At 66.7% G+C, this 21,868-nt stretch carries 16 protein-coding genes; 14 read left to right on the top strand and 2 right to left on the bottom strand.

Features of this window, described 5'->3' with window-relative positions; translation table 11 throughout:
- Positions 1-94: 94 nt before the first annotated feature.
- Positions 95-868 carry an ABC transporter ATP-binding protein gene (locus NY78_RS06755; protein WP_043633396.1) on the bottom strand — a complete coding sequence of 258 codons (774 nt, stop codon included), beginning with the start codon at positions 866-868 and terminating at the stop codon, positions 95-97.
- 209 nt (positions 869-1,077) lie between these two features.
- Here NY78_RS06755 and NY78_RS06750 point away from each other — a divergent pair, with 209 nt between their 5' ends.
- From NY78_RS06750 to NY78_RS23000, 3 genes are read left to right on the top strand one after another with little or no spacing between them, the layout of a single operon-like run.
- Positions 1,078-2,199, top strand: a complete 1,122-nt coding sequence (locus NY78_RS06750) for an N-acetylneuraminate synthase family protein (protein WP_043633393.1) — start codon at positions 1,078-1,080, stop codon at positions 2,197-2,199.
- Positions 2,138-3,016, top strand: a complete 879-nt coding sequence (locus NY78_RS06745) for a glycosyltransferase (protein ID WP_231583805.1) — start codon at positions 2,138-2,140, stop codon at positions 3,014-3,016. The genes NY78_RS06750 and NY78_RS06745 overlap by 62 nt, the downstream gene beginning before the upstream one ends.
- Complete coding sequence (locus tag NY78_RS23000; RefSeq protein WP_053062145.1) at positions 3,013-4,260, top strand: hypothetical protein; 1,248 nt, start codon at positions 3,013-3,015, stop codon at positions 4,258-4,260. Before NY78_RS06745 ends, NY78_RS23000 begins: the two co-directional genes overlap by 4 nt.
- 217 nt (positions 4,261-4,477) lie before the next feature.
- On the opposite strand, the gene NY78_RS06735 is transcribed toward NY78_RS23000, so the two are convergent.
- The gene (locus tag NY78_RS06735; protein ID WP_047960063.1) at positions 4,478-6,844 is read right to left on the bottom strand and encodes a bifunctional diguanylate cyclase/phosphodiesterase; all 2,367 of its coding nucleotides are present in this window, start codon (positions 6,842-6,844) and stop codon (positions 4,478-4,480) included.
- Between the two features lie 452 nt (positions 6,845-7,296).
- On the opposite strand from NY78_RS06735, the gene NY78_RS06730 reads away from it, so the two are divergent.
- The 11 genes from NY78_RS06730 to NY78_RS06685 all read left to right on the top strand — a co-directional run bounded on the left by NY78_RS06730 (position 7,297) and on the right by NY78_RS06685 (position 21,867).
- The gene (locus NY78_RS06730; protein WP_043633392.1) at positions 7,297-8,652 is read left to right on the top strand and encodes an HlyD family type I secretion periplasmic adaptor subunit; all 1,356 of its coding nucleotides are present in this window, start codon (positions 7,297-7,299) and stop codon (positions 8,650-8,652) included.
- Between the two features lie 26 nt (positions 8,653-8,678).
- Positions 8,679-9,851, top strand: coding sequence for a hypothetical protein (locus NY78_RS24560; protein WP_043633389.1), 1,173 nt, complete (start codon positions 8,679-8,681; stop codon positions 9,849-9,851).
- 114 nt (positions 9,852-9,965) lie between these two features.
- Positions 9,966-11,219 carry a glycosyltransferase gene (locus tag NY78_RS06720; protein ID WP_082139904.1) on the top strand — a complete coding sequence of 418 codons (1,254 nt, stop codon included), beginning with the start codon at positions 9,966-9,968 and terminating at the stop codon, positions 11,217-11,219.
- Complete coding sequence (locus NY78_RS06715) at positions 11,206-12,237, top strand: hypothetical protein (RefSeq protein ID WP_082139903.1); 1,032 nt, start codon at positions 11,206-11,208, stop codon at positions 12,235-12,237. The genes NY78_RS06720 and NY78_RS06715 overlap by 14 nt, the downstream gene beginning before the upstream one ends.
- Positions 12,230-14,176: a glycosyltransferase gene (locus NY78_RS06710; protein ID WP_043633386.1), complete on the top strand. Its 1,947-nt coding sequence runs from the start codon at positions 12,230-12,232 to the stop codon at positions 14,174-14,176. The genes NY78_RS06715 and NY78_RS06710 overlap by 8 nt, the downstream gene beginning before the upstream one ends.
- Before the next feature lie 147 nt (positions 14,177-14,323).
- Positions 14,324-14,743 carry an NADH-quinone oxidoreductase subunit A gene (locus NY78_RS06705; RefSeq protein ID WP_043633382.1) on the top strand — a complete coding sequence of 140 codons (420 nt, stop codon included), beginning with the start codon at positions 14,324-14,326 and terminating at the stop codon, positions 14,741-14,743.
- Positions 14,740-17,121 (top strand): NADH-quinone oxidoreductase subunit B/C/D, encoded by a 2,382-nt coding sequence (locus NY78_RS06700; RefSeq protein WP_043633379.1) that lies wholly within the window; start codon positions 14,740-14,742, stop codon positions 17,119-17,121. Before NY78_RS06705 ends, NY78_RS06700 begins: the two co-directional genes overlap by 4 nt.
- A gap of 29 nt (positions 17,122-17,150) precedes the next feature.
- Positions 17,151-17,612, top strand: a complete 462-nt coding sequence (locus NY78_RS24555) for a hypothetical protein (protein ID WP_156180878.1) — start codon at positions 17,151-17,153, stop codon at positions 17,610-17,612.
- Positions 17,613-17,648: 36 nt separating this feature from the next.
- A complete protein-coding gene (gene nuoE, locus NY78_RS06695) occupies positions 17,649-18,143 on the top strand; it encodes an NADH-quinone oxidoreductase subunit NuoE (RefSeq protein ID WP_043633376.1) in 495 nt (164 codons plus the stop codon).
- Complete coding sequence (locus tag NY78_RS06690) at positions 18,134-19,498, top strand: complex I 51 kDa subunit family protein (protein ID WP_043633373.1); 1,365 nt, start codon at positions 18,134-18,136, stop codon at positions 19,496-19,498. The genes nuoE and NY78_RS06690 overlap by 10 nt, the downstream gene beginning before the upstream one ends.
- Complete coding sequence (locus tag NY78_RS06685) at positions 19,486-21,867, top strand: 2Fe-2S iron-sulfur cluster-binding protein (RefSeq protein ID WP_043633369.1); 2,382 nt, start codon at positions 19,486-19,488, stop codon at positions 21,865-21,867. Before NY78_RS06690 ends, NY78_RS06685 begins: the two co-directional genes overlap by 13 nt.
- Position 21,868: the final 1 nt, after the last annotated feature.

The following is a 21,868-nucleotide window of genomic DNA, read 5'->3' as shown; positions in this document are numbered from 1 at the left end:
GCGGCGAACAGGCAACACCTCTCCCGGCCAGGGCAAAGAGAGCGCTCCGCCTCGTACGGCGACCGGCGGGACAGCCGCTCGAAATGGCCCGGGGTTAGGAAAAGCCAGACCCGACGTCGTCGGCGTCAGGCTCGGGTTCGCCGGCCAGAAACCGCTGCACCACCGGGTCCTGGCTGTGGCCGATGGCCTCGGGCGAGCCCTGCCAGACAATGCGCCCGGCGTCGAGCATGGCCACATGGCCGGCCACGGCGAACACGTCCGGGATGTCGTGGCTGACGAGCACGGCCGTGAAATCAAACTGTCGCCGGGCGGAGTCGATCAGTTGCAGCACCGAGGCCTTGCGGATGGGGTCGAGGCCGGTGGTCGGCTCGTCGAACAAAACCAGTCCGGGCTGTGTCACCAAAGCCCGGGCCAGAGCGACTCGTTTCTGCATCCCGCCGGAAATCTGGGACGGATATTTGCCGAGGATGCCGGCCAGTTCCAGCCGTTCGGCCATGGCCATGACCTTGGCGGCGGCCTGGGATTCATTTAAGTGCTCTGTTTCACGCAACGGCAGGGCGATATTCTCGGCCACGGTCATGGAATCAAACAGGGCCATGTTCTGGAACATGTAGCTGCAGCGGCGGCGAAAGGCCCGTTGCCCCTCCCGGGACATGGCCGAAAGCGCCTCGCCATGAAACAGGATCTCGCCTGCATCCTGGCGCAACAGGCCGATGATATGCTTTAAAAGGACGCTTTTGCCCTCGCCGGATTTCCCGATGACAGCCGTGACCATGCCCTCGGGCACGATCATATCCACGCCGCGAAGCACGGGCTGTCCCTGAAAGGCCTTGGTCAGGCCGTGAATTTCGATCATGGGCTGGTTCATGGCACCTATCCCGGGGGAAAATACAAACCGCGCCACTTTGACCGCAATCCGCCCTGATGGCAAGAACCAGCCGGCCGGCACATGGCTTGCAATGTGTGCTGTAACCGGCAATTTCCGCCGACCGCCGCCACCGGCTTGTGCCAGCCCCACAGCAGGGATACAAGAAGTCTGGCGGCCTGACGCATCACCGCCCTGGAGAGTATCGCCCCATGCCCATCGCCCCGATCATCCGCCTGCGCAGCGGCCACGCCGTCGGCCCGGGATGCCCGGCCTTCCTGGTGGCCGAAATCGGCAACAACCACCAAGGCAGCCTGGAGACCGCCCGGGAAATGGTGCGTGCTGCGGCGGCCTGCGGGGCCAATGCCGTCAAATTCCAGAAACGCGACCTGGGTGCGCTTTTCACCCGGGCCGGCCTGGACGCCCCCTATGGCGGGGCCAACAGTTTCGGCGACACCTACGGCCGCCACCGGGCGGCACTGGAGCTGTCCGGCGAGGCCCTGGCCGAACTCAAAACCCTGGCCGAATCCCTTGGGCTGACCTTTTTCGCCTCGGCCTGGGATGCGCCCAGCCTGCGCCTGCTGGCGGCCCTTGGCGTCGAACTCCTCAAAATCCCCTCGGCCGATCTGGTCACGGTGCCGCTGTTGCGGCTGGCCGGGGAAACCGGCCTGCCGGTCATCCTCTCCACCGGCATGAGCGGGCTGGCCGACCTCGACATGGCCGTGGCCGAGCTGCGCCGCTTCCACGAGCGCATCGTGATCCTGCACTGCAACAGCTCCTACCCCTGCCCGGACGAGCAGGTCGGGTTGCCGGTCATGGACGTCCTGCGCCGCCGCTACGGGTTGCCGGTCGGCTATTCCGGCCACGAGCGCGGCCTGGGGCCGACCATTGCGGCCGTGGCCTTCGCCCCGGTCGTCATTGAGCGCCATTTCACCCTGGACCGCAGCCTGCCCGGCACCGACCATCAGGTGTCGCTCACCCCCGAGGCCTTTGCCGCCATGGCCGACATGGTGCGCCAAGCCGAGGCGGCCATGCAGGTCAGGCGCAAGCAGATTTTCCCGGGCGAGGCCGCAGCTGCGGTCAAGCTGCGCAAATCCCTGGTCTTCGCCCGCGACCTGCCGGCCGGACACACGGTCGGCCCCGAAGACCTGGCCTGCAAATGCCCCGGCACGGGCCTGACCCCGGCCCTTGGCGACGCGGTCGTCGGCAGCCGGCTCCTGGCCACGGTGCGCCAGGACGAGGCCGTGCGCTTCGATATCCTGGCCGCCCCGAATGTCCCGGACGCCGCCGCAGACCTTGCCGACCGACCGGCCAAGGCCCTGTCCGGTTTTTGACGCCATGGCCCTGGCCAGCATCGTCATCCCCACCTACAATCAGGCCGCCTACCTGCCGGCCTGCGTGGACCGCTGCCTGTTCCAGACCCATCCGGAACTGGAGATCATTATTGTGGACGGCGGCTCCACCGACGCCACCAAAGCCTATCTCGACGCCCTGCCCGGACACATTGCCACGGCTGCGGCCGAGCCGGTGGTCCGCATGGACGCGGACGGGCAGGTCGTTCGCGAACGGGTGCTCACCTACCCCCAGAACAGGCGTCTTTCGATCGTGCGCTTTGAGACCGACATCGGCCCCACCCGCACCTACAACGAAGGTCTGGCCCGGGCAACCGGCGAGTACTGCACGTTCATTCCCGGCGACGACCTGCCCTATCCGCACATGATCGAGGAACTGGCCGCAGCCCTGGCGCGTTCCGGAGCCGACTTCGCCTACGCCGACCAGGACGTGCTGGAAGACGACGGCCGCATCTATCGCCGCATGACCTTTCCGGAATTCGATATGAAGGCCTGTCTGGCCGAATGGTACCATCTGGGCGTATGCCGGCTCTATCGTCGCCGGCTGCATGAAACCGTCGGGCTTATGGACGAGGCCTATACGAGCGCCAACGACTACGACCACTACCTGCGTTTCGCCATGGCCGGGGCGACGTTTGTCCATGTGCCGCGCGTGCTTTACGGCGTGCGCCGCCACGGGCCGGCACGTCCGACCGGCCAGCATACGCCGACCCGCTACGCCAACCTGCTGGCCGAATCCTGTCGTCTGGCCACCCGGGCCAGGGAATTTCTCGACTCGAAGGACACGGCCGCGCCGTGACCGCGCCTCCCGATTTTGCCGGGCTGTTGCCCGACGCCCCGGCGGCCCACGCCGCTTTGAAAGCCGCCCGGGAGCTGGTGCGTTGCGGCGATCTGGCCGTGGCCCAGGACATCCTGGCCGGTGCGGCCAGCCGGGCAACGCCGCTGGCCCAGCTTCTTCGCGCCGACCTGCTCCTGGCTCTGGGCCGGCCGGATGCCGCCCTGACCCTGGCCCTGGACGCCAGCCGCGAACACGGCGACACCGGACAGGCCATGCTCACGGCCGGCCACGCCGCCCTGGCCCTGGACGACCGACCGGCTGCGGCCGGCTTTTTCGCCCGGGCGGCCAGCGCCGACCCCGGACGCATCGCCGCCCGGGTCAATGCCGCTGCCTTTTCCCGGCCGCCACCCGTCACCCCGGCCGACCACGCCGCCGTGGCCGTCACCAGCCTGCCGCCCACGGCCGACGCCGGCTGCCGGCAGGCCCTTCACTCCTGGGCCGCGGCCGGCTTTCGCACCATCCTGTCCGTCAATACGCCCCAAGAAATCACCCTCCTGGCCGATCGTTTTCCCGAGGCGGCCTTTGTGCCGGCCCCATCCGACGCCCTTGCGGCCTTTGGCCGGCCCTACGCCGCCCTCCCGCACCTGCTGGCGGCCGGCCTGGCCAACGGGGCATCCACACTATGCGTGCTCAATGCCGACATCGTCCTCACAGCCCGCCCGGACTTTGCCGCCCGGTTGGTGACCGCCGCCGCCGGCGGCGCGGTCATGGCCTGCCGGGTGGACAGCACCCCGGAACGACCCGGGTTTGGGACCTATTACGATGTGGGATTTGATCTGTGCGCCGTGGATGCCCGCTACGCCGTCCGGCCGGAACTGGACGGCTTTTTCCTGGGCCTGCCCTGGTGGGACTATGCTCTGCCCCTGGCCGTGGCCCGGGCCGGCGGCATCCTGCGTTTCTGTCCGGCCCCGGTGCTGCGCCACGCCGTCCACGCCACGGCCTGGTCCCACCAGATCTTCGTGGGGCTGGGACGGCAGTTCGTGGACCGCTTCTGGCCGCAAGCGGGAATGGAGCTTTTTAGCGACAACGACCGGGCGGCCGACGGCGGCCCCGAGGCCCTGCTTGCCGCCATCGGCGGCCGCACCGCCGCAAGGCTTCGCCGCGCCCCGGACGCCGGGCTGTGGGACACGACCGGATTTTGCCCCCACGACCCGGCCTACGCCGCCGCCCTCCTGCCGCTGACCACGGTTGTCCCCAACCGGTAGCGCCGCCGCCCTCCCAAAAAAGGAAAGGCGGCCAAAGGGTCTCACTCCCTTCAACCGCCATCGCTTTCTCTTCCTGGCACGCCGAGACGATAACAGCCACAGGGACCTGCTTGCCCGTCAGTCCCAAGCCCCCTTAAAAAAACTTCTCCAATTGCAGGGGTCCGGGGGGATCATCCCCCCGGCCGCCGGAGGCACTCTTTTTTTCTTCTCCTCCCTCTCACTTCCCCTCGGCCGGCTCCCGGCGTTCATCCGTTTCGCCGGGCAGGCCGAGCGGGCTGCGCCGGTCGCGCACGAGGGAATTGCCGCTGCGGGATTTGGCGAATTTCTTGACCGCCGCCGCCCGCTGGCCCAGCTCGTCCATGGTTACGGGCACGGCAAAGGCGCAGTCGATGACGCCCATGGAGATGGTGAGCAGATCAAAGCGCCCCACCCGACCGTCGCGGCTTTGGCCTTCAATAAAGCCCCGCTTCCGGTCCTCGGGGTTGTAGAGGGCCGGCGAGGCGGCAGCAAAGGCCTCGATGGCCGCCTGGCAGACCGGCTCCACCGTGTCGCAACCGCACAGCAGCACGAAGTCGTCGCCGCCTACGTGGCCCAGGAAATCCTCCTCGCCGCCGTGGGAAGCCAGGGCCTCGCCCAGGATGCGGGCGGTCATGAGGATGGCCTTGTCGCCGTTTTGGAACCCGAAGACGTCGTTGTAGACCTTGAAATTATCCAGATCGACATAGACCAGACAGGTGGCGTTCTGGGCCGCCGCACGCCGGGCGATCTCGCGTTCGATGGCCACGTTGCCGGGCAGGCCGGTCAGCGGGTTGGCTCCCTTGGCCATTTCCACCTGGACGCAGGCCAGGGCGTCGAGGATTTTTTGCACCGACACGATTCCCGACAGCTTGCCCCGGCAGGTGACCAGGATGGGGTCGTAGAGCTTGTCGCGGTCCCGGGCCATGGCGGCCTGGGCCGCCACTTCCACGGGCGTGTCCCACTCCACGGCCAGGGGCTGGGGGTCCATGATGCGGGTGACCTCGCGGCGCAGAAACAGGGCCAGACCATACTGGGAGCTGAGCAGCCGGTCGAGATGGTGGCTCATGATCAGGCCTTCGGGCCGGCCGTCGCGCACCACCACCACGGCGTGGGCCGCTTCCTCGGCGTCAAAAAACTGTTTGACCTCGCCCACCTGGGCATTGTGCAGGATCTGATTTGGCCGTTCCGCCAGATCGCTTATCGGGGAGGCGCACTTGAGGCCGTCCACCGCCTGGCTGGAGCCGGCGACGATGGCCAGCCGGATGTCCTCGCGCGGCAGGGCCGGCGGCAGGGCCGGCCGGCCGAGATAGAATCCCTGGCCGAAATGCACGCCCAGACGGATGAGGCAGATCAGCTCGGATTCGGTCTCGATCCCCTCGGCCACGATGCGGCAGCCGATTTTCTCGGCAAAGGTGAGGAGCGTTTCCAAAAGCGCCCGCTTGACCGGGTTGGCGTCGATGCCGCGCACCAGCGACATGTCGATCTTCATGAAATCGGGTTTGATTTCGGCAATGGAGGCCAGTCCGGAATAGCCGGTGCCCACGTCGTCCACGGCCACGCCGTAGCCGGCGTCGCGGTAATGGGCGAGGGTGCGATGGAACAGCTTGAAATCCTGGACATTATGGCGCTCGGTGATCTCCAGCACCACGTCCCGGGGTTCTATGCCGTACTTGTCGAGCAGCTTGCGCGTTTCCCCGGGGGTGAAGGCCGGATCGAGCATGGTGCGGGGATGGATGTTGCAAAAGAGCTTGGCCCCGTCGTGCCCCGGCGAGAACCCGCGAATGGCTGCTTCCCGGCAGGCCTTCTCCAGAACGAAAACGGCTTCGGTCTCCTCGGCGAAATCAAACAGCATGGACGGCGAGGCAAAAACGCTCTCGTTTGGACCCCGGGCCAGAGCCTCCCAGGCAAACACCGAGCCGCTTCGCAGGTTGACGATGGGCTGATAGACCGCCCGCACCCGACCGAGTTCGAGGATTTCCCGGAACTCCCGCTGCATGGGGGACGCTCCCTTGCCGGCTTCGCCCCGGGCCAGACGCGAGGCTTCAGCCAAAGCCGAGGCCAGGGCCATGTCCAGGCCGTCCAGGCCACGGCTCAGCACCAGGGCCGCGCCACAGCGGATTTCCAGTTCCTGGCCGGTCAGGCGCACGGCCTCAGGTCGAACCCGTCCCCGCACCTCCAGGCGAAACGCCGCCGCCGTGCGCTCAAGCGTATCCAGAGCCGCTGCGTTGCCGCCCAGAACGATCAGGACTCGTCCGGTATCCAGGCGCTCGACCAGGCACACCGGCACCCCCGGGAGCCGGGTCTTGGCCACCGCCCGCGCCTCGTTCTCCAAAATCTCTCCCACCGCTGCGGCGACCTCCGGTCGAAACAACCGGCGCAGCAGGTAGAAGTCATGAATTTCCAGGAGCACCATGCCCAAAACGCCGCCAAGGCCAACGTGTCCGGCCACCAGAGACCGGTTCTGGCCACGCAGCAATTCCGGGACCTGGGAAGGGACGGCACCCACCCCATCGGGGATATAACGCTGTTCAAATCTCGGCGAAAACTGCATAAACGTCCTAAGCATGTCTTGCCTCAATGTTTAATCCGGCCCTAACGCCGAACCGAGCTGGTTTATACCTCCGGTCCGCAGGCCATGGCCGCGCCTGCCAGACGTTTTTGTGACGATTGCGCGACGCCGCCCGCACCCGGCGGCCGCTCGAACGCCCTTGCCACGATGCTTCCCCTAGCCTAGAGTACCGCCGCAGATGTCGCCCGGCCTCTGGCTTTGCCGCTGTGCGACGCCACAGGATACGGACCAGGCTGTTGCTGGGGGTACTCTCCGGCGCAGCCAGTTGCAGGGACAGAGCGGTTGCCTTCAGTTGATCACTCCGGTACTGCAGGCAACGCCAGACCGGATTGACAACCCCTCTTCCTTTTGGCCAAAAAGTTGTGCCTTGCCTGGGACGCCCCGGCATCGCACCCGCATAACCCGCGCGAAGAAAGGACGTGCCCGGCGGCGTCGACTTTATAAGACCTATGTTGCAAAAAATTACCCCCAAAAAAGACAAACCTGCTATTCCCAAGGAAGCCCTCGAATTCCATCCTGATGCCGAAGAACTGGAACTGACGCCCCTGCCCCGGATGACCCGTCTGGTGCTGCATTCCATCCTCGGCCTGCTGGTTTTTCTGGTCATCCTGGCCTGCTTTGCCCAGACGGATAAGATCATTCCCTCCCTGGGGAAAATTGTTTCGTCCGGGAAAAATATCATTATTTCCCCATTAAACGACGCGATTATCCGTTCCATTGACGTGCGCCTCGGCGCCGTGGTCAAAAAAGGGGACGTCCTGGTGCGCCTGGACCCGACCTTTGCGACAGCCGACGCTTCGCGTCTGCAAATAAACGCGACCTATCAGAAGCTGCTCATCGCCAGACTGCAAAGCGAACTCACCGGCACGGCTCTTGCCCCGCCCATCGAGGCCTCGGCAGAGGAGATAGAGACGCAGCGCAAACTGCTGGCCGGTCGTTTGGATGAATTTACCGCCAAGCTGCGTAGTATCAATACAAAAATATCAGAATTACAGCAAAGTCTCATTGCCGGGCAACGCCAGTATACCCAGATGGACAAGCAGGTGCAGGTGGCCAAGGAACTGGTCGGGATGCGCCAGAAGGTCTACGAGCAGGGTTCTGATTCCCGCCTGTCCATGCTCGAAGCCGAAAACCATCTGGCCCAGACCAACGTCTCCATGGAACAGCTCAAAGGATCGCTGGAATCCATGCGCCACAATCTGGCCCAGGCCGTGGCCGAAAAAGAAGGGTTCATCGAGAATTGGCGCAATACGCTCGTGAACCAGCTCACCAGTGCCCGCAAGGATCTGCAAAATATCACTGAGGATTCTTCCAAGGCCACGCTCCTGCGCGAACTTTCGGTACTCACCGCCCCAAGCGATGCCGTGGTCCTGGATATTGCCAACTTCAATCCCGGCACGGTCATCAAAAGCGGCGAGTCCATGATGACCCTTGTCCCCCTGGATTCTCCCCTGGAAGCCGCTGTCTATATTGAAACCGCAGACATCGGCTACATCCGCCAAAACGACACGGCCATCGTCAAGCTTGACACCTACCCGTACCAAAAATTCGGGTATCTCGACGGGAAGTTGCGCACCATCGCCGAAGACGCCCAATACATCGACACCACCTCCGGCCGCCGTCTCGTCTACGAAGCGCGCATCAGCATCACCGGCATGGAGCACATGAACGGACTGCCCCAGGATTTCCGGCTCGTCCCAGGCATGACCCTGGCTGCCGACATCAAGGTCGGCACGCGCACGGTCATCACCTATGTCACTTGGCCGCTTATCCGCGTGTTCGGCGAGTCAATCCGGGAACCTTAAGCCACACAAAGAGAAAGGAGCCTTCCATGAACCAGCAGCAGCCCCCGCAGGGGAACCGCCTGGAAACGATGCTCGTCAGCGAAGCGACTCTCGTGCCGTTTCCTCCCGGGGAATATACGATCACTGTCGGCGGCATGGAGCATCCTCCCAAGGTCTTGGCCAATACCCCGTTCCCCTGCATCTTGGTCGCCGTGCTGCCCGGAAGCCGTGAAATAGCCCGGCTGGCCGCCTCCGACGGGCAGACCGCCTGGCTGGGGCAGACTGGCGAAAAGGTCGCACTGGCCGTGGCCGCCCCTGGAGCCCTGGTCCTTTTCACCACCTACCGACCAAGCGACTACGCCACGACCGGCATCCGCATGGACATTCAACGCACAACCGCTGCCCAGGCGCAACCGGCTGCGCCCCAGCCAGCCGCTCCCGGCATGCATTTCGCCCCTCCCGCCGGCCAGTTCGGCGCTCCCGGCCTGGGCCAGCCCCAGCCGGCTGCTCCGGCTTTCGGCGGCGGCGGGCTGGCCTACTCGTCCCATGGCGGCGCTGCGCCGATGGGCGGTTACCCCGGAGCGGCCGGGGCCGGCCAACCCCAGTTTGCCCAGCCGGCCCCCGGCTTTGGCCAGGCTCCAGGCTTCGGCCAGGCCCCCGGCTTCGGCCAGGCCCCCGGCTTCGGCCAGGCTCCGGGTTTCGGTCAGGCTCCGGGTTTCGGTCAGGCTCCGGGATTTGGCCAGACCCCGGGATTTGCCGCACCCCAGGCGCCCAGGCCCTTTAGCCCGCCCAGCCAGCCGGCCGGTCCTACCCCGACCATCCGCATGGCCGGCCATATTGAGGGCGAAGGCGATGTGGCCTTCGATCCCGGCCAGGGCGCTGGGCGTCCTGGTTCCGGTCGCCGTTTGGAGGCCGTGGCCCTGTACGCCGAAGGCGTGTCTTTGCAGGACATCGAATATGCAGCCCTGGGAGCTGACGGCCAGCCCATGCCCTGGGTCAGTCCGCCCCAGTTCACCGGCGCCCGCGCCGCCAACGTGCCCATGCTGGGCTTTGCCGCGCGCCTTTCCGGCGAGGCGGCCAAACGCTTTTCCATCGCCTACGCCGGCAGTTTCGTCGGCGAAGGGCAGGCGGCCCCGGTACGAAACGGCGAATTCCTGCGCTCGCCCACGGGCGGCGCTCCCCTGGAGGCCCTGGGCGTCATTCTCGAACCCAAAGCCTAGTCCGCCACCAAGTAGTGTGCGCCAACGCTGCGGGATCGCCTGCCGATCCCGCAGCCCAGCCGGCCGGTTTTTCTGGCTGCCCCCGGCCAAGCCCGACCGGGTTGAAGGTCCGCCATGGCCCAGACGGATCTGACCGTCCTTTTTGTCCACCACGACTTCCCGGCCCAGTATCGGGGTCTGCTTGGCCACTATCTGCGCCAGCCGCGCGTTGCGGTCTGCGCCATCCGCGACGCCGCCCGGGCCAATCCCATCCCCGGCGTCATTGACGCGCCCTACCACGGCTTTGGTCAGGCCCCGGCCGACCTCAACCCCCTGGCCAGACACGTCGAAGGGCAGATCCGACGCGGGGCCGCCGTCATGGAATGCGCCAAAAAGCTGCGCCAAAGCGGCGTGGTCCCGGACCTCATCTACGCCCATCCCGGCTGGGGCGAGGCCCTGTTCCTCCTGGACGTCTTTCCCGATGCCCGACTCATCAGTTACTGTGAGCACTACTACGATCCCCGCCGGGCCGATGCCGTCTTTGATCCGGAATTTCCCGTTCCCCAATACCAATGGCCCCTGGTGCGCCTGCAAAATACCGCCGGTTTGCTGGCGCTTGCCGCCTGCTCCCGGGGGGTGTCCCCGACAGCCTGGCAACGCCAGGGCTATCCTGCGGAGTGGCAAGGCAAAATCAAGGTCATCCATGAAGGGGTGGACACAGACGCCGTGCGCCCGGACCCGGCCGCCCGACTGCGCCTGCCCGGAACCGGCCTGACCCTTGCCCCGGGCGATGAGGTGGTCACCTATGTGGCCCGGGATCTGGAACCGTACCGAGGCTTCCACATTTTTCTGCGCGCCCTGCCGGAACTGCTGCGCCAACGGCCCAACTGCCGGGTGCTCATCATCGGCCGCGACGACGTCAGTTACGGCCTTCGCCTGCCCGGTGGACAGACCTACCGGGAACGATACGAAACCAGCCCTCCCGTGGACCCTGGCCGGGTCCACTTCCTGGGGCCGCTCCCCTATCCCGACTATCTGGCCGCCCTGGCCGTCTCGGCCTGCCATGTCTATCTGACCTATCCCTTCGTGCTGTCCTGGTCGGCCCTGGAGGCCATGGCCGCCGGCTGTCTGCTCGTCGGTTCGGATACCGAACCGGTGCGCGAGGTCGTGGCCCATGGCATCAACGGCTTTCTGACGGACTTTTTCGATCACGAGGCCCTGGCCGCCCAGGTGGCCGAAGCGCTGGCCAACCGGCACGGGCTGGCCTCCATGCGCGCCCTGGCCCGGGAAACGGTGCTCACCCGCTACGACCGCAACCGAATCTGTCTGCCGGCCCACCTGCAGTTGGCCGAGCAGGTGCTCAACGGAGATTTTGATGTCCCGATCTGACGCCACTCCGTTCCCCGAGGTCCCGGCCGCCGCCCGCCAGGCCATGGACGCGGCTGCGGCCCTGGCCGCCACGGATCCGGCGGCGGCCGCAGCCCTGCTCTGGCCGCTGCTTGGCCAACCAGGGCTGCACGCGCAAAGCCTTGTTCTGTTAATCGACCTCTGCCGCCGCCACGGCGACCCCCGGACCGCTGCCGTCCTGGCCGATCGGGCGGCCAGGCTGGCCCCCAAAAGCGGCCGGGCCCGCACCCTGGCCGCCATGGCCCTGCGCGAAGCCGGCCGGCCCGAGGCGGCCCTGGGGCATGCCCTGGCCGCCCTGGCCCTGACCCCGGACGATCTGGCGGCCATGGTCGCCGTGGTCACGGCCGCCCTGGCCGCCGGTCGGCCCCTGGCCGGGCTGGATGCCGCCGTGGCCCTGTGCCGCCCTCCGTCCCAGCCCGAGGGACTCCGGTTGGCTGTGGGCCTTCTTGACGCCGTGACCGGCGGGGCTCCCTGGGGCGTGGTCTGGACCACCGAGACGACCCTGGCCGGCTGCGTGCGCCATGCCGGACCCGAACCGGCCGAAGTCGTGCTCCTGGCCGACGGCGCGGTCATTGGGCGCACCCTGGCCGACACAGCCCTGCCCGGCCTTGCGCCTCTTGGCGGCTTCTCGCTGACTCCGCCGGCCGGCTGGCTGGACGGGACCCTTGTTGACGTGGTCCTGGCCAAGAGCAATACGCCGCTTTTCGGTTCCCCGGCCCCCCTGCCCCAGGCCCGGACAGCGCCGCCACTTGCCGCTCCCGTGCCCCCAGGGCCGGATACGGCCGTGGCTGCGCCAAGGGTCTCGCCCCAGGCCCTGGCCCATCTCGGCGGCTGGCTGCGTCAGGCCGCCTGTTCGCCACAGTCCCCGCCGCCGCTCCCCGACGACTGCCTGGGGGCGGCCATGGCCGAGGCCCGCAGCCTCCTGGCCGCCCGGGCCGCCGCCCTGGAGGCCGACCAAACCGCTGCCGGGAAGGACGAAGAGGACGACGACCATGCCTAACCTGCCCGAAATCGTCGATGTCGTGGTCCCGGTCTACAGGGGACTGGCTGAGACCCGCGCCTGCCTGCAGGCGGTCCTGGCGGCCGCCGGGACCGTGCGGCCGCATCTTGTCGTCGTCTCCGACCACTGCCCGGACGAAGCCCTGACGGCCCTGATGCACGCCATGGCGGCCGCCGGGCAGATCACGCTCCTGGAAAACGAGACCAACCTCGGGTTCCCGGCCACAGCCAACCGGGGGATGGCCCAGGGACCGGACCGCGACGTGGTGCTGCTCAACAGCGACGCCCTGGTCTTTGACGGCTGGCTCGACCGGCTGGCCGCCGCCGCCAACGCTTCCCCGGACATCGGCACGGCCACCCCTTTTTCCAACAACGCCACCATCAGTTCCTATCCTGCCTTTAACATTGACAATCCTCTGCCCGGAGACCTTGCCCCGGCAGCCCTCGACCGACTTTTTGCCGCAGTCAATGCCGGCAAACGCATCGACCTGCCCACCGCCGTCGGATTTTGCATGTACATCCGCCGCGACTGCCTGGATGACGCCGGAGATTTCGACGTGGCCGCCTTCGGCCGGGGGTATGGCGAGGAAAACGATTTCTGCCGCCGGTCGGCCTACCTGGGCTGGCGGCATGTGCTTGCCGCCGACGTCTTTGTGGTCCACGCCGGCGGCGTGTCCTTCGGGGCGACCAAGGACGCGGCCCTGGCCTGCAATCTGGCCGTGCTGGCCAAGCGCCATCCCGGCTATCTGCCGCTGGTGCGCGACTTTCTCCGCCGCGACCCCGTCCTGCCGCTTCGCCGGGCCGTGGACATGGCCCGGCTGGCCGGGCAAGCCCGGGGACCGCTGCTCGTGCGCCTTTGCCACGGCAAGGACGGCGGCACGGCCCGGCGGCTTTCTGACGAGGCCGCCGAGTTGGCCGCCGCCGGCTATGCCACGGCTCTCCTTGCCCCGGCCGCTCCCGACGAGCCGGACAACCGGGTGCGCCTGACCCTCGACGGCGCGGCCGGGACCCCCAATCTCGTCTACGCCCTGCCGGAGGAACTGCCGGCCCTGGTCGCCGACCTCAAGGCCCTGGGGACGGCCGGCTGCATTTTCCACCATTTCCTCGACCTGCCGGAGGCAATCCTCAATCTGCCGGCCGCCCTGGGCCTGCCCTATGAAGCCCGCATCCATGACTACGCCTGGTTTTGTCCGCGCATCACGCTCGTTGACGACACGGGCCTGCCCTGTTCGGAGCCGGACCCCGCCGCTTGCCAGCGGTGCATCGACGTGGGGGAGCCGCTGGAAACGGCAGATGTTCCGGTGGCGCAGCTGCTGGCCCGCTCTGCCCGCCTGCTTGACGCGGCCGGCCGGGTCATTGCCCCCTCGGGCGATGCGGTCGGCCGCATGGCCCGGCATTTTCCAAACGCCCCCATCGCCGCCCTCTCCCATCCGGAACCGGCCTTTGCCCCGCCGCCCGTCCCCGCCTTCCTCCCCTGGGACGGAACAACACCCCTGCGTCTGGCCCTCATTGGGGCCATCGGCCGCCACAAAGGCTATGACGTGCTCCTGTCCATGGCCCGGGACGCGGCCCGGCGGGAACTGCCGCTGTCCTTTGCCGTGGCGGGATTCACCCAGGACGATTATGCGTTGTTTGCCACGGGCCGGGTCTTTGTCACCGGACGCTATGCGGAGGGCGAGGCGGTTTGCGTGGTGCGGGAACTGGGCTGCCAGGCGGCGCTTTGCCTGTCGGTGTGGCCGGAGACGTGGTGCTATACCCTGACCGAAGCCTGGCGGGCCGGCCTGTGGACCGTGGGTTTTGACCTCGGGGCCGTGGGCGAGCGCATTGCCGCCGCCGGCTATGGCTGGCGTCTGCCCCTGACCCTGGACGGCCGGGCCGTCAACAACCGGCTGCTCAATCTTTTCGCCCATCCGCCCGCCCCCGGCTCGGTTGCGTCCTGAGCTGGCCGTACCTGACCGCGCCGACATTGAAACGCCGTCTTTCCTGACGCGTCAGCTGGTTGCAAAAAGAACCGTTCCGGGTATGTTCGGCTGCAATGGGCCTTCCCAGGTCCGTCACGCAGCAAACCGCTTACGCAGCGAGGCTCCATGCCGCCGACACCCCAGTTCACCCCCCTTCTGGCCCCGTTTTCCCCCTGGGAACCCGGCGCGCTGCCCCTGGTCGTCTTTGGCGGCATTGTCCTGGTGGTCCTGGCGGTCATCCTCTTTCTCTCCGGCTTTCTGGTGCGCCGCCGGGCCACCCCGGTCAAGCAGCAGCCCTACGAGTGCGGCATCCGGCCAACCGGCTCGGCGAGGTTCCGCTATCCCGTGCCCTTTTTCCTCATGGCTGTCCTTTTTTTGCTCTTTGACGTGGAAGCCGCCTACATCATTGCCTATGCCGTGGCCTGGCCGGAACTCGGCGCGGCCGGCTATGGGCGCATGGCCGTTTTCGTCATCGTCCTTGGCCTTGGCCTGGCTTACGCCTGGCGCAAGGGGGGCCTTGACTGGGACGAGGAGGAAGGCCTGTGAGCGGCTTTGACGAGCGCCTTTTCAACCCCACTGACGCCGTCATCAACTGGGCGCGCAAAAACAGCCTGTGGCCCTTTTTCTTCGGCCTGTCCTGTTGCTTTGTGGAGGAAGCCACGGCCTGGGGACCGCGCTACGACATCGCCCGGTTCGGCTCGGAGGTCTTCCGGGGTTCGCCCAGGCAGGCCGACGTGCTTATCGTCTCGGGCACGATGTTTAAAAAGATCGCACCCGTGGCTCTGCGCCTCTATGAACAGATGAGCGACCCCAAATGGGTCATTTCCATGGGGTCGTGCAGCAATTCCGGGGGCATGTACGACGTCTATTCCGTGGTCCAGGGCTCGGACCAGATTCTGCCCGTCGACGTCTATATTCCGGGCTGCCCGCCCCGGCCCGAAGCGGTCTTCGAGGGGCTTATGCTCCTGCAAAAAAAGATCGCGGCCGGGGAAAAACCCACCCGCCCCGTGCTCCATCTGCCCGGCGGCAGCCAGGGCGGGCGTGAGGATTTCCTGGTCGACGGCGCCACCAAATGCCGCGACACGCGCGGTCCCGGCTACGCCGGCATCCCCATCCGGGGCACGGCCGCAACCGAACCCCGGTTTGAGGGTTCCCGGGCCGAGGTCATGTGGACCCCGCCGGCCCCGGGCCTGACGTTGACCGCGGCCCAGGAAGCCCTGGCCGCCGATCTGGCCGCCCGCTTCGGCAATGACGTGCGCCTGACCGACGCGATCCCGGTCCCGGGCGACATGCCGACCTACGTCGTGGCCCCGACCCGCATCCCGGAAGTGCTGGCCTATCTCAAAGGGCAGGCCCCCACCCGCTTCGAGCGGCTCGAAGACCTGACTGCCATCGACGAAACGGCCCGGCGCACGCCGCCAGGGCACGAGGCCACGGCGGTCTACACCCTGACCTCGCTATCCGCTGCGACCATGGTGCGCCTGACCTGCCTGCTCCCCAGCCGTGACGCCGGCCTGCCGACCGTCACGGGCGTGTGGCCCTCGGCCAACTGGTATGAGCGCGAGGCGGCCGAGATGTTCGGCCTGCGCTTTGACGGCCATCCCGACCCGAGACGGCTTCTCACCCACCGCGACTGGATCGGCCATCCGCTGCGCAAGGACTACGAGGGCCGGGCCACCAACATGCCGGCCTTCACCCGGGCCGACTGCGACCGGCTTGAGCCGGTGGACGCGGCCGAGATCCTTGGCCCGCGCGCGGCCGAGGGCGATTACCTGCTCAATTTCGGCCCCCACCACTACGCCACCCACGGCATCATCCGTTTCGTCATGGCCCTTCGCGGCGAACGCATCAAAGCCCTGGGCATCGACATCGGCTACCACCACCGGGGCGTGGAAAAAATCGGCGAACGCCAGACCTGGCACCAGTTTATTCCCTACACCGACCGGGTGGACTACCTGTCCGGCATTGCCAACAATCTCTCCTACGTGACGGCCGTGGAGAACCTCGCCGGCATCACGGTCCCGCCCCGGGCGGCCTACGTGCGGGTCATGCTCTCGGAACTGTTCCGCCTGTCCAACCACCTCATGTATTTCGGCACCTTCCTCCAAGATCTGGGCATGATGAGCCCGATTTTTTATGCCCTGCGGGAACGCGAGATGGTCCTCGACATCATTGAGACCATAACCGGGGGGCGGCTCCATCCCTCCTGGCTGCGCCTGGGCGGCCTGGCCGCCGATCTGCCGGACGGCTGGAAGGAACAGGTCGAGGCCTTTATCAAAATCTTCCCCAAGCGCCTCAAGGAATACCATGCCGGGGTGACCAAAAACCCCATTGTGCGGGCCAGAACCCGGGGCGTGGGCGGCATTTCCGGGGCCAAGGCCATCGACTGGGGCATAACCGGACCCAACCTGCGGGCCGCCGGCGTGGCCTGGGACCGGCGCAAGACCATGCCCTACGGGGCTTACGCCGATTTCGAGTTTGACGTGCCGACGCGCGAGAACGGCGACTGCTACGACCGCTATCTGGTGCGCATGGACGAGATGCGGGAAAGTCTTCGCATCATCGAGCAGGCCGCTGCCAGAATGCCGGGCGGTCGCTATCTGGCGGCGGAGAGCCGCTACTGCCTGCCGCAAAAGGCCGAATCGCTTGGCGACATCGAAAGCCTGATCCACCATTTCGTGGGCGTGACCCGGGGTCCGCACCTGCCATCCGGCATGGCCTACGCCGCCACCGAGGCCCCGCGCGGCGAACAGGGCTACTGCGTCGTCTCCGACGGCGGCTGCCACGCCTACCGGATGCGCATTCGCACCCCGGGCTTCGCCAATGTCCAGGCCCTGCCGCTTCTGATCGAAGGCCTGTCCATTGCCGACGCCGTGGCCGTGCTGGCCTCCTACGACTACATTTTGCCGGACATCGACCGATAAATTGCAGGCCATCACCAGCGAGGCACCGAATGAAAAAATTTCTTGCAATAGTTGGAGGGTTATTTTTAGCTCTTCTGCTCATCACTGCCATTTTTTTTGGATATGCTGCATATAATGGAAGCAAACTCGACGCATCCAGCAAAATTTATATTGAGGAGAATATTCCAACCATCCTCTCAACATGGTCAAAAGATACTATACTGAAGCTTGCATCTCCACAATTAATAGAAACAATTGAAAACAACCAAACAAATATTGACTTATTGCTAACAAAATCTGCAACCCTTGGAAAATTTCAAAAAATAAGCGATATCAAAGGTGACTCAAACACCTCATTCACAACCCAAAATGGCTCCGTCATAACTTCCCGCTACGCAGTCCAAGCAAAATTTGACAACGGAGAGGCTACTATAACAGTCACATTAATCCAATTATCCGGCCAATGGCGACTCTTAGGCTTATTTATAAATTCACCAAGTATCTTACAATAATTTCATATAACGCAACAACACTCCACTGAGAAACACATGCTGCCTGAAGCCTTGGAAAAAGAACTGCACCGCCTTGTCGCCGCCGTGCCCCGCCCCCGCGAGGCGGCCGTGGACGTCATGTACGTCCTGCAGCGCCACTACGGCTACCTGTGCGACGAGGCCATGCACTGCGCCGCCCGGGTGCTCGGCATGACCACGCTCGAACTTGAATCCCTGGCCACCTTTTACGACTACCTCTACCGCCGGCCGGTGGGACGCTACGTCATCCACGTCTGTGATTCGGTGGTGTGCTGGATGTTTCACCAGGATTCCATCTTCGACTACCTCTGCCGCACCCTGGGCGTCCCGCCCGGCGGCACCTCCGAGGACGGCCTTTTCACCGTGCTGCCGGCGGCCTGCATCGGCAACTGCCACAACGCCCCCACCATGCTCATAAACGGCCGCTTCTACGACAGGCTGACCCCCGAGCGCATTGAGGCCGTGTTGGCCGAACTGCGCCAAGGAATCGAGGAGCCGGTGCGATGCAAGTAGACATGCCCCAAGTACTCTTTAAAAACCGCCACCTTGGCCGCCCGGCCACCATCGACGAATACCGGGCCGGCGGCGGCTACGAGGCGCTTCGCGCCACCATCGGCAAACGCACCCCGGCCGAGGTCCTGCAACTGGTCCTCGACGCCGACCTGCGCGGCCGGGGCGGGGCCGGGTTTCCGGCCGGGCGCAAATGGCAGGGCGTCCCGGTCGACCATGTCGGCCCGCGCTATGTGGTTATCAATACCGATGAAATGGAGCCGGGCACGTTCAAGGACCGCATCCTGGTCAACGCCGACCCGCATCTGGTCATCGAAGGCATCGTCCTTTGCGCCTATTCCATCGGGGCCAGCGAGGGCGTGTTTTTCATCCGCCCCTCCTACGAGGGCGACGCCGTGCTCATCGAGCAGGAATGCCGGGTGGCCCGGGAGAACGGGTATCTGGGCAAAAACATCCTGGGCACGGATTTCTCCTTTGACGTCCACGTCCACCGCAGCGCCGGCCGCTATATTTGCGGCGAGGCCTCGGCCCAGATCAAGGCCATTTCCGGCCAGCGCCCCAACCCCCGCAAGGGCGGTCCGCGCACGGCGGTCAAGGGCTTGTGGGACTGCCCGACCATTGTGAACAACCTCGAAACCCTGGCCAATCTGCCGGGCATCGTGCGTAACGGCCCGCAGTGGTTCAAATCCCTGGCCCGCTCAGCCACGGGGTCGGGCACCAAGCTCTACAGCGTCTCCGGGCAGGTGGCCAAACCGGGCTGCTACGAGCTGCCCATCGGCGTCACCATCCGGGAAATCATTTTCGAGCACGCCGGCGGCATGGCCCCGGGCAAGACGTTCAAGACCGTCATCCCGGGCGGCGCGTCCACGCCCTATCTGCCCGAGTCGCTGCTCGACCTGGAGATGGATTTCGACCCCATGCGCGCCGCCGGCCAGCGCTTTGGCACCGCCTCGCTCATGGTCTTTGACCAGGGCACCTGTCTGGTCGGGGCCACCTTGTCCCTCATCGAATTTTTCGCCCGGGAATCGTGCGGCTGGTGTACGCCGTGCCGCGAGGGCATTCCCTACATCCGGGAGCTGTTGCGCCGCCTCGAAGGCGGCGAGGGGACCGAGGAACATATTGCGATGATCCAGGATATGCTGCCGGTGCTCGACGCTGCCTACTGCGCCTTTGCCCCGGGCGCAGCCGAGCCGGTGCGCGGCCTTTTGACGCACTTCATGGACGAGGTGCGCGCCCATATCACTGAAAAACGCTGCCCCTTTGGCAACCCGCCGCCGAGTCTTCGCGGCAAGGCCTGCGGCACGCGGCCCATCCAGTTCGGCCCGACGCCCTGTCCGGAGGACCAATGCCCGATCTGATCATCGACGGCCGCGCCATTTCCGTCCCCAAGGGGACCATGGTCATCGAGGCGGCCGAACGCCTGGGCATCATGATCCCGCGCTTTTGCTGGCACAAGGCCCTGGGCGCGGCCGGGGCCTGCCGCATGTGCGCGGTCAAATTCGTGGACGGCCCGGTCAAGGGCCTGGAGATGAGCTGCATGACCCTGGCGGCCGACGGCATGGTGGTGGAGACGTTTCACCCCGAAGCCGTGGCCTTTCGCCGCCGCATCATCGAACTGCTCATGGTCAACCATCCCCATGACTGTCCGGTGTGCGACGAGGGCGGGCACTGCCTGCTCCAAGACGAAACCATCTCCGGCAACCACGTCCAGCGCCGCTATCCCGGCCGCAAGCGCACCTTTCTCGACCAAAACCTGGGGCCTTTCATCCAGCACGAGATGAACCGCTGCATCCACTGCTACCGCTGCGCCCGGTTCTACCAGGACTACTGCGGCTACCGCGATTTTGGCCCGATGCAAAACGCCAATCGGGTCTATTTCGGCCGCTTTGCCGACGGTCCCCTGGAAAACCCCTTTGCCGGCAATCTGGCCGATCTGTGCCCCACCGGCACGCTGACCGACAAGCCGGCCCGCTACACGTCGCGGCGCTGGGACTGCGAGCGCGCCCCGTCGGTGTGCCTGCATTGCTCCCTTGGCTGCAACGTCACGGTCCTGTCGCGCTATCGGCGGGTGGCCCGCATCGAAGCCCGGGACAACGAGGCGGTCAACGGCTCGTTTCTCTGCGACCGGGGCCGGTTCTCCGCCGGCTACGAAGCCAGGACCGATCGGCCGCGCTCGGGCGTCATTGAAGGCAAACCCGTCCCGGTCCTGACGGCCGAGGCGGCAGCAACCGCACAACTCAAGGCCCTGGCCCAGCGCCACGGGCCGGAAAGCATCGCCGTTGTCGGCGGGCTGCGTTCCACCATGGAGACCCAAGCCGCCCTGGTCCTGGCCGCCAAGGCCGCCGGCTGGCGCGCGCCGGCCTTTTTCGGCTCCCGCCTGGAGCAGGCCGCAACCAAGGCGGCCCTGGCCGCCCTGACCCCGGCCCGGGCGCGCTCCCTGGCCGAACTGGGCCAGGCCGACGCCGTGCTGGTCCTTGGCGTCTCGCCACTCTGTGACGCGCCCATGCTGGCCCTGGCCCTGCGCCAGGCCAGCCGGGCCGGGGCCAAAATCATCCTGGCCGACCCCAGGCCCGTGGCCCTGCCCCTGCCCTTTGTCCACCTGCCGGTGGCCCCGGGCCAGCTGCCGGACGTCCTGGCCGTGGCCACGGGCGCCCCCGAGGACGCCCCGACGGCGGCGCAGCAGCGCCTGCCCCTTTCGCCCGAACTCTGGCCGGCCCTGGAAGACGCGGCCAAGGCGTTGGCCGCCGCCAAACGTCCGGTCCTAGTCTTTGCCCCGGGGCTTGCCGCTGTCCTGCCCGACGACGACCGCTTGGCCCTCTTCCCGGTGCTCCCCGCAGCCGGCAGCGCCGGCGCAGCGCTCCTTGCCCCGAACGACGCGCCCGGCCTGGACGAACTGGCCGCCGACGTGGCCGCCGGCCGGGTGAAAGGGCTCGTCGTGGTCGAAACCGACTGTTTCACCGCCGCCCCGGCCCTGGCTGCCGTATTTCCCAAGCTCGACACCCTGATCGTGCTCGATCATCTGCCGACCCCGACCGTGGCCGCGGCTCAGGTGGTGTTGCCAACCACCACGATCTTTGAATCCGGCGGCACCCTGGCCGCCAGCGACGGCCGGCTTCAGGCCGCCTCCCCGGTCCAGTCGCCGGGCGAGCCGGTGGCCCGCGACGGCCGGGGCAGCCATCCGCCCCGGGCCTACGACCGTCCGCTGCCCGGCACTGACCCGGCCCCGGCCGCCTTTTGGCTGGCCAGGATCAGCCAGGGCCTGGGACGGGAAGCGCCCCGCGCCCCCCTGGCCGAGAGGATGGCCGCCATCCCGGCCCTGGCCGGCATCGACTGCGCCCGGCTGCCCGCCGCCGGATTGCGGCCGGCCTTTGCCGGACCCGGCCCGGCCGCCGCGCCGCCGACCAACCTGGCCGCCCAGGCCAGCGAGGCCGGACTGGTCGTGGTTTATGATGAGGCCCTCTTTGCCACCGACGCCCTTGGCCGCTACGCCCCACTGGCCAAGGCCCAGGCCCCAACCACCCCGGTTGTCTGGCTCCATGCCGACGACGCCGCCAGCCTGGAACTGGCCGACGCCATGGCCGTTGCCGTGGGCTGCGGCGACCAGTCCGCGCCGGCCACGCTGCGCCTGTCGCGGGCCATGGCCCGGGGCGTGCTGGTCGTCCCCCGCCGGCCGGAGTTTGCCGGCCTGCCCCCCATCCTTGGCCCCTTGGGCCTGCGTCGGAGATAGG

The sequence above is a fragment of the Desulfovibrio sp. TomC genome (assembly GCF_000801335.2).
Taxonomy (GTDB): Bacteria; Desulfobacterota; Desulfovibrionia; order Desulfovibrionales; family Desulfovibrionaceae; genus Solidesulfovibrio.
The sequence above is the reverse complement of the archived record's forward strand: the minus strand, read 5'-3'. Positions and strand labels throughout refer to the sequence as shown.